9 protein-coding genes are annotated in these 13,341 nt (G+C 44.6%); all 9 read left to right on the top strand.

The window, feature by feature from the left end; translation table 11 throughout:
• Positions 1-69 precede the first annotated feature (69 nt).
• Positions 70-1,407, top strand: coding sequence for a flagellar motor switch protein FliG (locus IJJ71_RS05290; protein WP_296845756.1), 1,338 nt, complete (start codon positions 70-72; stop codon positions 1,405-1,407).
• A complete protein-coding gene (locus IJJ71_RS05285) occupies positions 1,400-4,459 on the top strand; it encodes an insulinase family protein (protein WP_296845755.1) in 3,060 nt (1,019 codons plus the stop codon). Before IJJ71_RS05290 ends, IJJ71_RS05285 begins: the two co-directional genes overlap by 8 nt.
• A 49-nt stretch (positions 4,460-4,508) precedes the next feature.
• Entirely contained in the window at positions 4,509-4,730 is a 222-nt protein-coding gene (locus IJJ71_RS05280; RefSeq protein ID WP_296845754.1) for a hypothetical protein, read from the top strand.
• Between the two features lie 102 nt (positions 4,731-4,832).
• Entirely contained in the window at positions 4,833-6,002 is a 1,170-nt protein-coding gene (locus IJJ71_RS05275; RefSeq protein WP_296845752.1) for a hypothetical protein, read from the top strand.
• A 121-nt stretch (positions 6,003-6,123) separates the two neighbouring features.
• Positions 6,124-6,597, top strand: coding sequence for an LSm family protein (locus IJJ71_RS05270; protein ID WP_296845751.1), 474 nt, complete (start codon positions 6,124-6,126; stop codon positions 6,595-6,597).
• A gap of 13 nt (positions 6,598-6,610) precedes the next feature.
• The gene (gene nusA, locus IJJ71_RS05265; protein ID WP_296845750.1) at positions 6,611-8,074 is read left to right on the top strand and encodes a transcription termination factor NusA; all 1,464 of its coding nucleotides are present in this window, start codon (positions 6,611-6,613) and stop codon (positions 8,072-8,074) included.
• 35 nt (positions 8,075-8,109) lie between these two features.
• The gene (gene infB / locus IJJ71_RS05260) at positions 8,110-10,788 is read left to right on the top strand and encodes a translation initiation factor IF-2 (RefSeq protein ID WP_296845749.1); all 2,679 of its coding nucleotides are present in this window, start codon (positions 8,110-8,112) and stop codon (positions 10,786-10,788) included.
• 3 nt (positions 10,789-10,791) lie between these two features.
• Positions 10,792-11,154, top strand: a complete 363-nt coding sequence (rbfA, locus tag IJJ71_RS05255; protein ID WP_296845748.1) for a 30S ribosome-binding factor RbfA — start codon at positions 10,792-10,794, stop codon at positions 11,152-11,154.
• A 1-nt stretch (position 11,155) separates the two neighbouring features.
• The coding region (locus tag IJJ71_RS05250) for an ATP-dependent Clp protease ATP-binding subunit (protein ID WP_296845747.1) at positions 11,156-13,341 on the top strand (2,186 nt) is incomplete at its 3' end.

Raw genomic sequence — 13,341 nt, 5'->3', positions numbered from 1 at the left:
ATGAATTGATGTTGAATTTTCTGATTCTTTTACTTGTAAGACCGGGTTTTAAAATGTAAAATAATGATTATGAATCTTAGTAATTTTGGAATCAACGCTTATAAAAATGCGGCGTCTGGTTCTTCTGAAAATACAAACGAAAAGAAAATTTCAGCTCCTGTTTTTGAGAAAATTTCATCGCAAAAAGACGAAAAGGTAAATGAAAATCCTGGCTTTGTAAAGTCATCTTTTTCTGCTGAGCGTAAGTCACAGCCCTCACCAGAACATCATAAATCAATCAACGAGCTTTTTGACAAAAGATTTTTCCCGCATCTGAATGACAAGGATTTTCAGGGGAACGAGTCAGCTCGTATTGCCGCAAAAGCTCTTACTTCCGGCGGGCTTATTAAGGTTCCTGAAAAACCGCGTGAAAAAGACGGCAAGGAGAATATTTACCGCCGCGTCGCAAAATTCCTCATGCTTATTGGCGTAGATGAGGCTGCAAAAATACTTCCGCATCTTACCGAGGAGCAGACTGAAAAAATTATCCCGGAAATTGCTTCAATCCGTTATGTCGAGCCGGAAGAAGCTAAGGAAATTCTTCAGGAATTTCAGGGGCTGGTCAAACAGGCTCGTGAAGAGGGCGGACTGGACACTGCGCGTGCGATTCTTGAAAAAGCATTCGGAACGCATAAGGCAGGCGAAATCCTTGAAAAAACTGCTACTCAAATATCAGGAAAACCTTTTGAATATCTTGCCGAGGCGGACAGCGAGAGGGTTTCTCTTCTTTTAAAAGACGAGTCAAATGCGGTCAAGGCGCTCGTTCTTTCTTATCTGAATCCGAAAACTTCCGCTCAGGTTATCAATGGAATGGAAACCGAGGACAAAAAAGATGTCGTAATGCGCCTTGCAAAACTAAATAAAATTTCCCCGGAAATCGTTCAGCGGGTTGACAAGGCGTTGCAGGAAAAAATGAATCATCTTGCGACATCAAAATCCGATTCTATCGATGGAAAAAATATACTCGCCCAGATTCTCAAGCGAATGTCTCCAGAGGCAGAGGAGGGCATCCTCAGTAATCTTGCGGAACAGGATTCGGAGCTTGGTGAAGATTTGCGCGAAAGACTTTTCACGACAGAAGATATCATCAATGCAGATGACCGCTTCGTTCAGGAAAAACTTCATGACATGGACGAGGAAGAAATCGCATATCTCATTGCTTTGAAAGCAGATGACTTTCGTGAGAAAATATTGGGTAATGTTTCTGAAAACCGCAGAAAATCAATCCTCGAAACAGAGAAATTCTTATATCCGATGCGAAAAAGCGACTGCGAAAAGGCAACATCACAGTTCTTCTCGACTCTTCGCCGTGCTTATGAAGAAGGAAAATTGTATATAAAAGGTAGGGATGACGAACTTTATGTCTGAGCTTTTAAAAAAAGGTGATTCTTATAAATCTTTTGTTGTATTAAATGTTTTTGATGTGCCGGATTATCATTCGAAGGCTTTTCATCTTCGTCATACAAAGACCGGGCTGGAAGTTTTTCATCTTTTAAACGATGATTCTGAAAATCTTTTTGCTTTTGCATTCAGAACTCCAAACACCAAGTCGAACGGTCTCGCGCACATAATCGAACATTCGGTTCTTTGTGGTTCTGAAAAATATCCTCTCAAAGACCCTTTTGTCGTGATGTCGAATCAGAGTGTCAAAACTTACCTGAATGCGATGACTTATTCCGATAAGACTGTTTATCCTGCAAGTTCCATAGCAAGGGCTGATTATTTTAACCTTATGTCAGTTTATGGAGATGCCGTTTTCTTCCCGCGCCTCGACAAAGAAATTTTCATGCAGGAGGCACATCGTCTCGAAATCGATGAGAATGGAAATCCTTCGATTCAGGGAGTCGTGTACAATGAGATGAAGGGAAGTTATTCCTCCTTTGAGTCCGTTGCGGCTGACATTTCCCTCATAAGCCTTTTAAAAGGTTCAATTTATGAAAAGGATTCTGGCGGCGACCCTCTTGAAATCCCGTCCGTTACTTACGAGGAATTTTTGGATTTCCACAAAACTTGGTACCGGCCGGACAACTGTTTCGTATTTTTGCATGGAAATATTCCTACGGTGGAGCAGCTTGATTTCTTGCAGGATAATTTCCTTATTCGCCTTGAAAAGAAATTCCCGGATATTGATGTTTCTGAGGCAGCGCGAAAAAAGAGGCTTGAGAATTTTATAAATCTTGTCAAACCTGCAAAAATTTCTGAGCCGATTGAGCTTTATGCCGAAGGACCGAGCAGTGACGGTGAGGAAAGCAATACTGTTCTCGTGAACTGGCTCGTCGGCCGTTGTGAGAATGCGCTTTCTGCCACTGAAAAAACTGTGCTTACAGGAATTTTGTGCAATCATGACGGATCTCCGTTGCAAAAGGCCTTGCTTGAAAGTGGTCTTGGCGAGGATTTGGCTCCGCAGAACGGACTTTTTGGTTCAATTTATAATGCGGTTCTGACAGTCGGACTTCGCGGAGTCAAAAAAGGCGATGAAAAAAAAGTCGAAACTGTAGTTCTTGATACGATAAAAAATCTTGTTGAGAACGGAATTTCTGATAAGGATATTGAATCCACGCTGACTACTTTGGAATTCTCTCATCGTGAGATTAAGCGCGGTCACGGACCTTTTGCTATTTCCCTTATGGCACGCCCGATTTATGGCTGGCTTTATGGTGAGGACCTTGAAAAGCAAATCCGTATGCGCACACACCTTGAGGAAATCCGCCGGAAAATCGAATCAGATTCTTCCTATATACAGACTCTTCTTAAAAAACTCCTTCTTGAGAATAAGAGCCGTTCGCTTGTGGTTGTCACTCCATCAAAAAATTACACCGAACGGCGTGAGGCGTTGGAAAAGGAAAAAATCGCCGGCCTGTTAAAGGTTAAGACTGTGCAGCAGATAAAAGAAGAGAGTGATGCCCTTCATGCTTTCCAGCAGGCTGATGATGATTCGGCATGTCTGCCACACCTTCGACCAGAAGATTTTATCTCGAACGGAAAGCCGATGATGAATCACTCGAACATTCAGATTGATTCTCTTGCGGGCTGTGACGGTTCTTCTGTTCCTTTCCTTAAAAATTTGGACAACACGAACGGCATCATTTATTTTGATGTCGGATTTCCTGCCGATGTGGTTTCTTCTTCGGATTATCCGCTTTTGCCGGCTTTCGCTGACTGCGTGACAGAATGTGGATGGGGAAATCTTAGCTGGGCTAAGGCTGCCGAGGAAACTGCCCTGCATACAGGTGGAATCGGCGTGAATCTTCTTACAATGGAAGGCCCTGATACTGAAAATGCCCGAAAACTTGCAGAAAAATATAACTGGATAAAGCGCGACTGGGTGATTTTCAGGATGTCGATGCTTGATGAGCAGGCAGAAAATGCTTTGAATCTGCTCAAAGGTTGCCTTTGCGAGACTGATTTTTCTGATGAAAAGAGAATCCGTGATATTCTTAACGAGAGCCGCAATGATTTTGAGTCATCAGTGATTCCTGACGGTCATATTTTTGTTTCCAGCCGCATTTTGTGCCAGAATTCTCGGAAAACTGCCGTGGACGAAATATGGAACGGTATCTCGCAATATTTTACCATGAAAAAAATTGCCGATACACCGGTTTCCGAAAACATAAAGGAATTCCGCCGGCTTTTCGCAGAGATTAAGTCTGGCGGTGCAATCATTCATGTTACGGCCGAAGATTCAGCCTTCAAAAAACTTGACGGCCTTCTTCCTCAGTTCGTCTCCGATGTGAAAATCCATGCTCCTAAAAATCCACGCTCTTGTTCTGACTCTGATTTCTTTGCGCTTACAAAAATTTCCGGCGAAGAGGGGACTGTTCCGAATTCCGAGGCTTTTGTGACTTCATCTCAGGTCGGCTATGCTGCGGAGTGCATTCCTGCTTCCAGATACGAGGACAAGAACAGCTATTCCGAGGAGGTCTGCACGCACTGGCTGTCGAACAATCTTCTTTGGGAAAAAATCAGGACGATTGGCGGTGCTTACGGTGCGTTCTGCAATGCTGAGCCGATGTCGGGGGCACTGGTCTTTGCGACTTACCGTGATCCTTCGGCTTTTGATTCATGTGATGTCTTTGAGAACTGCCTCAAAGAAGCCAGCGAATACGATTTTTCTGATGATGATGTCGTAAGGACCGTGATGGGATGCTACAGTCATTTTATTCAGCCTCAGTCACCGAAAGGTCGCGGTGCTTCATCTCTCACCCGGCTTCTTTACGGAATAACTGATGAGGATCGTGAGCGAAAAATCCTCGGAATCCTTAATACGACTCCTTCCAGTTTGAAAGAGGCTTTTGTTCGCCTTTATGATGGACTTTCCGATAAAAGAAGTGCGGAGAGCAAGAAAAAAACTGTGATTTGCGGTAAAAAAATGCTTTCTGAGAGCGGTTTTGCTGGAAAAATCATAACATTACCGTTATAATCTTAAGTGAAGATTAAGTTTTTTTATTGATAAAAGTAAGGAGCCTAAAATGAAGAACGATAAATTTGACAAATGTTTAAGAATGATGCGGCAGCTGGTTTCTGACATTCAGGGCGCACCTCTCCCAAGCGAAGATTTGGCGCCTGAGCTTTACCGAATCTGGTACGAGCATGTTCAGACTGCCGGCATGGAATGTCTTTCTTATCTTGACGAGAATTTTCCTCTCGAAAAGGAAGATATCGACTCTACATTGAACAAATTTCTCAAATAAGGGCCTGTAAGATTTTGCTTTGCCTGCTAAAGTTCATTATTCAAACTGTCGAAAATGAAAGAAGATAATCAGTTTAAAATTTAAATTGGTGGGTAGGCGGATATGGCAACTTCAAAAATCAGCAAACGCTTTGATCATTATATTCTTCGCGGAAAATTGCGTCAGGAAGGTTTTGAACGCTGGCGTTATGTTTTATCAGCTGTAAATAAAATTACCGGCGAGGAAAAAAAGTTCTTCATCGAACTTTATATAGTCAATCCTGGAATTTCTCCGAAAGTCGCTGTTTTGAGTCAGAAGTCACGCCTTGCTCTCTCAGAATCAGATTTACAGTACGCTTTGGCAGGAACATCGACTGCTGCTCATGCTAATGATGAAATTGAGGTTCTTCCGTCTTATGTTCTTGTGAAAGCTGGTGTTTTTGGGGCTTCTGGAAAACACATGAATAAATTCCTTGCTTCGTCACAGTTTGCTTTTGTCCGCAACAGTGAGGTCTTTAAAGCAGGCGATTGTATTTTCGGTGACAAGGCCCTTTCTGGCTCGGTTCTTGTCTCAACTCAGGATTTGCGTGTTCGGCCGGAACTTCTCTGCAATGCCGGCACAATGAGCTGGGATTTGAAATTCGAGCGTGTAATCGAAAGCACGCCTCTTTTTAATATCAGGAATTCTGTATGGGCACCGATTGGAGCTAAAGTCCTTTTTTCGGGCTTGATTAACCTTGACGGTCAGGAATATGTCGTACTTCCGAAGAATTCAAACGGCTACATAGACAAGGGATGGGGCACCCGGCCTTGCTCGCCATATTTCCATGTGTCGTCGTCAAAACTTACGAGCATAATCAGCGGAAAGCCAATGGTTAATTCCTGCTTTGCGCTTGAAGGGGAGTTCGGGGGAAAACTTTGCGCTTACATAAATTTTGAAGGCGTAAAATACAATATCCAGAACCGCAAGATTTTCAAAAAGAACATGATAATTCATGACTGCTCTCAGCTTACTGATAATGCCGAGGGAGACAAGGTTCACTGGAGCGTCAGCATTCATAAAGGAAAATTCGTGATTGACATCGACTTGTACTGCCGTGGCGAGGAAATGTTTGTCCGTGATTATGAGATGCCGCAGGGAAAACGAGGACTGCTGAAAGTTCTTGGCGGAACAGGCACTGGTGAAATCAGGGTATACAAGAAGATTAAGAAAAACCTTGAGCTGCTTGAACATGCTACTGTCGGAAACTCAATCTGTGAATTCGGGCAGATGGAAGAGGTCGGAAAATCCTAGAAATAACATTGTTTTTTATTGACAGAATCAAAAAGAACTGTTATCCTAATTATAACATTATTATAGAAATATTTTAATGGACTCGCAAAAACGAGTCCATTTTTGTTGTCGGGAGGCTCTTATGGATTACATTCCTTTGGATTCTTATCCTCATTACGCTGAATGTGAAAAAATTGTGAGCGCTCTGGGGTTTCATCTTGTTGAGCTTAAAATTTCCCCGCAGAATGGAGTCACGCAGATTCTTGCGACGATTACCGGCGAGGATCCGAGTGCTAATATCGGTGTGAATGACTGTTCCCGCGTACATAAGGTTCTTCTTCCGGCACTTGAGGAAATGCTTGGTACCGACAATACATACATGGAGCTTATGTCTCCGGGTATGGAGCGAAGCATTCGGAACGCTGCTGAATTCCCGTTGTTTTTGGGGCGTGAAATCCGGGTCTTTGACAAAACTGTTACCGATTGGGTCGGGGGTGTTCTTAAGGCTGCCGACAGCAATTCGCTTACATTGGAAGAAACAAAAGAAGACGGCTCTTTGGAATCAAAGATCATTTCTTTTGAAAATATAGCTAAGGCAAAATTTATTCATTTGTAGTAGGAGGCTCGATATGTCAGAAATGGCAGATGCAATCCGTGAATTGACTCAGGAAAAAGGTTTTTCATTGGATTCAGTCAAACAGACTATTGAGAACACTTTGCGCGCGGCTTACAAGCGTACTTTTGGTACTGCTGATAACTGCGTCATTACTTTCGCTGATGATATGTCAGATGTTACAGTCGCTTCTCGAAAAACAATCGTTGACGGCGTGTATGACCCTGTTACCGAAATTGAGCTTGAAGATGCTCTTAAACTTTCACCAGAGTGTGAGCTTGGAGATGAAATCGATATCATCGTTGATCCAAAGAGTTTTGACCGCTCGGCAGTTTCTGTCGGAAAGCAGGAAACTCACAAAGGATTGAACGAGTCTTTCAAAGATAAGCTTTACAATGAGTACAAGGATAAGGTCGGTGAAATCATCATCGGTTACTTCCAGCGTGAGTACAATGGCAATATTTATGTTGATTTGGGAAAAGTCGAGGGCGTATTGCCAAAGAAATATCAGTCTCCTCGTGAAACATATCAGAAAAATGACCGAATCAAGGCTTTCATCGTAGATTTGAAAAGAATTTCTTCAGGTTTGCAGCTTGTTTTGAGCCGTTCTGATCCGAAATTCGTACAGTCTATCCTTGAGCTTGAGGTTCCTGAAATTCAGGACAAAACCGTCGAAATCAAAAAGATTGTGCGTGATGCAGGCTACCGAACAAAGATTGCCGTTGCAACCACAAAAGAGGATGTCGATCCGGTCGGCTCATGTGTTGGTCCGAAAGGTCTCCGAATCCAGAATGTCATCCGCGAGCTTGAGGGCGAAAAAATTGATGTCCTCCGCTATTCAGATGACCCTGTTGTGTTCATTAAAAACGCGCTTTCTCCAGCTGAGGTTAACCGCGTAGTTATCCTTGATGACGAGAAGAAGACAGCTCTTGCAATCGTTAATGATGAGCAGTTCTCTGTCGCAATCGGTAAGAACGGTCAGAATGTCCGCCTTGCAAACCGCTTGTGTGACTGGAGCATCGATGTTAAGACTGAAGAGCAGGCTGCCGAGATGGATCTCACTGAAATCACAACCCGCCGTGCTCAGGAATTGTTCAGCAACGCTCCTCAGGCACAGGTTGAGCCGGAAGAGATTTCTGTTATTGCAGACCTCCCGGGGGTCAACCAGGAAGTCGCTGCCAAACTCAAGGAAGCAGGCTATGAGGATATTGAGAAATTTGCCGTTGCTTATGAGAATGGTGAGATTGAAGGCATTGACGGCGTAACAGCCGAGGAACTTGAAGAAGTCAGCAAAATTGTTCACAATTCTGTTGAATTCGTTGAGGAAGAAGACAATTCTGAAGATGCTCCATCAGAAGAAAATGCTGCCGCTGAGGAAGAAGAGTATTTCTGCCCTGAATGTGGCGCAAAAATCACGCTTGACATGACACATTGTCCGTCTTGTGGCGTTGAATTCGAATTTGAAGAGGACGAGGAATAAGAGTTTTTTGTCCTATTAGAGGTAAGTAGAGGAATATGGCGGAAGAAGAAGAGAAAAAGCAAGGATTCGTTTTAAGAAAAAAGGAAAAGAAGCCCGAAACGCAGGAAAATGCGAAGACGGAATCTTCTCAACCGGCAAAAAAGAAAATTGTCATCAAAAAGAAGAATCCTAATGCTAATGGCGATGGCAAATCAGACTCAAATACAGACGAGCGGGCTAAAAACGGCGTTCATGTCGTCGTCAAAAAAACAGCTCCGGCTCCTTCCGCTGCTCAAAAACCTTCAGAACAGCAGGAAAAGCCTCGGACAGAGCCTGCTAAGAATGATACTGCTCGTCCTGCAAAACCTTTCGAACTGAATTCTGCTCGTCCAAATGTAAAGGCCGGAAATCTTTCTGACAAACGACAGGGTGGATATAACCGTGACCGAAACGGCTACAACGGAAATCGTGGTGGCTATGGTCAGAACGGCGGACGAAGCGGTGGCTTTACAGGAGCGCAGGCTCGCGAAGGCTATCAGAACCGTGAGCGAGATAATAACCGTCAGGGCGGATTCAACCGCGGCTATAACGGTCAGGGCGGCAATCGTCCACAGGGCGGATTCAACCGCGGCGGCTTCAATGGTCAGGGTGGTCAGGGACGACCAGGCTTTGGCAACAGACCCGGATTCGGCGGTCAGGGCGGAAATCGTCCGGGCTTTAATGGACCGCGCCCAAATGGCGGCGGTTTTGCTCCACGAGGCGGATTCGCACCAGCTCCAATGCCGGCACCACAGGCTGGCAAAAAACAGTTTAAAGGTAAAAAGCAGGTCTACGGACAGCGAAAAGATAAAGAAGAGCTCTTTGATGAAGAGGAGCTTTACAAGAAGAAGCAGGTTACTCAGGCGAGCGTAGTTCCAAAATCAATCGATATCATGGAATCTATCTCAGTCTCTGACCTTGCAAAGAAGATGAACCTCAAGGCTGGTGACATCATTGCCAAGCTCATGGGCATGGGCATGATGGTAACAATCAACCAGTCAATCGATTCTGATACAGCAACTTTGCTTGCCGCAGAATATGACTGTGAAGTACATCTCGTTTCTCTCTATGATGAGACTGTAATCGAGCATGATGTAGGTGAGGAAGAGAACCTTAAATTCCGTCCGCCAATCGTCACTGTCATGGGTCATGTTGACCACGGTAAGACAAAAACTTTGGACGCAATCCGAAAGACAAATGTTGTCGCTGGCGAGGCCGGTGGTATCACTCAGAAAATCGGTGCTTATCAGGTTCATACAGAAAAAGGAACAATCACATTCCTCGATACACCGGGTCACGAAGCTTTCACAATGATGCGAGCGCGCGGTGCCCAGATTACAGATATCGTAGTTCTGGTTGTTGCGGCTGATGACGGCGTTATGCCTCAGACTCTCGAAGCTTTGAGCCACGCTAAGGACGCAAAAGTTCCTATCATCGTTGCAGTCAACAAAATCGATAAACCGGATGCAAATCCTGAGAATGTCATGACACAGCTCTCAAATCAGGGACTTACTCCTGAGGAATGGGGCGGTGACACTCAGTATGTTAAGATTTCTGCTCTCCGCGGACAAGGAATCGACGAGCTTCTTGATGCAATTCTTTTGCAGGCCGAGATTCTTGAGCTTAAGGCCCAGTATGATACCCGTGCAGAAGGTAAAGTCATTGAGTCTCGAATCGATCAGGGACGCGGTGTTGTCGCTTCTGTCGTTGTTCAGAGCGGTACTCTCAAAATCGGTGATCCGTTTGTCGCAGGTATTTACTCTGGTCGTGTCCGAGCAATGTTCAATGACCGTGGCGAAAAGGTTATGGAAGCATTGCCAAGTATGCCTGTTGAGGTTCTTGGCCTTGACGACATGCCGAACGCAGGTGATCCGTTCCAGGTCACAGAGACTGAAAAGGATGCACGCGCAATTTCTGCTAAACGACAGGAACTCAAACGATTTGAGGCTGCAAAAGCTGTCAAAAAAGTCAACCTTGATAACCTTGTATCAACAATTCAGGCAAGCGAAATCAACGAGCTTAAAGTCATCATCAAAGCTGACTTGCAGGGTTCTGCCGAGGCTCTCAAAACAAGCCTTGAAAAGCTCTCAACTCCAGAAATCCGCTTGAATGTAATCCATTCTTCTGCGGGTGCAATCAACGAATCTGATGTCACTTTGGCTGCTGCCGACGGAAACGCAATCCTCATCGGATTCAATGTCCGCCCGACACCAAAGGCAAAATTGCTTGCTGAGCAGGAAAAGGTCGATATCCGAAAATACAACATCATTTACAAGTGTGTTGAGGAAATCACCCTTGCAATGGAAGGAATGCTCAAACCTGATACAAAAGAAGAAGTCACAGGTCAGGTCGAGGTTCGAAATACATTCAAAGTTCCAAAAGTCGGTGTTATCGCTGGTTGTTATGTTACGGAAGGTGTTGTCAAACGAACAAGTTCTGTCAACCTTATTCGTGACGGAATCGTCAAATACACTGGCAAAATCACTTCCCTCAAACGATTCAAGGACGATGCAAAAGAAGTCACTTATGGATTTGAGTGTGGTATCGGTCTTGAGAACTGGCAGGATATTCAGGAAGGCGATATTTTCGAAGTCTTTGAATATGTCGAAATTGCCCGCAAACTCGGTGACTCAATCGCAAAAGAGAAAGAGGCCGCTGCTAAGGCTTCCGCAGAAGGTTCTGCTTCTGAGGAGTAGAAAATGGGTGAATTCAGAATGCTTAAGCTTGGGGAGCAGATTCGTGATGAAATCTCCAAGCTGATTATGCTGCAGAAAGTAAAAGACCCTCGTGTCTCAACTTTCCTTTCAATAAATCGCGTTGAGGTCGCAAAAGATTTGGCTTATGCAAAAGTCTATGTCTCAAGCTTCCTCAATGAATCGCAGGTAAAAAAAGGCGTTGAAGGACTTAATAGTGCCGCAGGTTTTATTCAGTCCTCTATCGCCAAAAAACTTACGATTTATAAATTTCCTAAGCTTACTTTTGTCGAAGATACCAGCATAAAAGAAGGATTCGACATGGTAAACAAACTTAATCGTCTGGAAGAGGAAGAGAAAAAAGACTAAGATGAAAGGTCTGTCTCAAAAAGCCCAGCGACTTCTCACTGATTTTGCCCAGACTGAAGGGCGAAACAGTGGATTGCCGGAACTTTTGCCAGAGCATGTAATTCTTGCCCTGCTTAAGTCGGCTGACAGCATGGGCTTTAACGCGCTAAAATCACTGAATATAAATATTCTCTCATTTCAGCTTCTTTTGGAGCAGTTTTTATCTGGAATTCAGCGGGTGCAGAATCCACCGAGTTTTTCAGCCCTTCCACCTAGCCGCCGTTTACGAACTTTACTTGATGTTGCGGTGATTGAATCCCGTTCACTTAGAAGCGAATATGTCGGCACGGAGCATCTTCTTCTGGCCGCAATCCGCGAAGAAAATTCAGCCTCATACAGATTTTTTGAGAGATGCGGAATTTCGCTTGATACTGTCCGAAATGTTATCCGAGATTTAATGAATGAGAATGGCGGTGAGGATTCTGGCAGCGAAAACCGTGAGGCAGAATTTGCTAATGCCCGCAACAACGAAAATCCTAACCAGAAGAAAAAATCTTTCCTTGCAGAATTCAGCCGGGATTTGACGGATTTGGCAAAAAAAGGCGAGCTTGATCCTGTAATCGGTCGTTCAAGTGAAATTGAGCGGGTGGTGCAGATTTTGAGCCGTCGCACCAAGAATAATCCTATTCTCGTTGGAGAGCCTGGAGTCGGCAAAACTTCTGTTGCCGAAGGGCTGGCTCACAGAATTGCGAATGGTGAAGTTCCCTACAATCTTTTACAGAAGCGTGTTCTTCTTCTGGACATTACGGCAATGGTCGCAGGAACTAAATACCGCGGTGACTTTGAGGAGCGCATGAAGCGCATGATGAAGGAAGTCAAGGAATCCAAGGACATAATTCTTTTCATCGACGAGCTTCACATGATTATCGGTGCGGGAAGCCCGGACGGCACGATGGACGCAAGCAATATCTTAAAGCCAGCGCTCTCTCGTGGCGAACTCCAGCTTTTGGGAGCCACGACTTACAAAGAATACCGAAAGCACATCGAAAAAGATTCCGCCCTTGCACGAAGATTTCAGATTGTCAAAATCGAAGAGCCTTCAACCGAGGACACAATCAAGATTCTCAACGGACTCAAACCAAAATACGAGGAATTCCACAATGTCACTTACGATGAAGGCACAATCGAAGCAATCGTAAAGCTTTCTTCCCGCTATATCCCGGAGAAATTCCAGCCGGATAAGGCGATTGACTTGTTGGACGAGGCCGGAAGCGCAAAGAAAATTGCTTCTGAGTCAAGACCTGCTGAACTTGCCGAGCTTGAAAAGTCAATCGAAGATTTGAGTCACGAAAAGGAACTCCTGGTTCAGAATCAGGATTATGAGCGGGCAGCCCAGATCCGTGATAAAGTTCGTGATTTAAAGCAGAAACTTGATGACTTCAACAATTACTGGAAGAACAATGCAGTCACCGTGCGAAAACATGTAACTGACCGCGACATAGCAAAAATTATCTCCGAAATGACCGGAATCCCGGCCGGGCAGCTTGACTCAAACGAAGCAGGCCGATTGCTCGACATGGAAAAAGAAATCCATAAAGACGTTATCGGGCAGGACGAGGCTGTAAAATATCTTTCAAGCGCAATCCGCCGAAGCCGTGCGGGTGTTTCTTCACCAAACCGACCTCTTGGCTCCTTCATCTTTTTGGGTCCTACGGGCGTGGGTAAAACTCAGCTTGCAAAGGCCATGGCAAAATTCCTGTTTGGCACGGAAGATTCTTTAATTCGAATCGATATGTCGGACTTCATGGAAAAACACACTTCAAGTCGCCTTGTAGGCTCGGCTCCAGGCTATGTCGGCTACGAAGAGGGCGGTATGCTCACAAACAAAGTTTTGCAGAAGCCTTATTCAGTCGTGCTTTTTGACGAAATTGAAAAGGCTCACAACGAAGTTTTCAATCTTCTTCTTCAGATTCTTGAAGAGGGCGAGCTTACGGACAACCTCGGTCACACTGTAAATTTCCGCAATACTGTAATCATCATGACAAGTAACGCGGGTGCAAGAAGCATAACTGCTGACAAAAAACTCGGTTTTGCCCAGCTCGATGACGGATTCTTGCCGCCAGCCGAAATCAAGGCGAACGCAATGGAAGAACTCAAACGAATCATGGCACCTGAGCTTATCAACCGAATCGATGATATCGTTGTGTT

It is taken from the genome of Treponema sp. (assembly GCF_017430385.1).
Taxonomy (GTDB): Bacteria; Spirochaetota; Spirochaetia; order Treponematales; family Treponemataceae; genus Treponema_D.
Note: the sequence above shows the minus strand (reverse complement) of the source record. Positions and strands in the feature narration are given on the sequence as shown.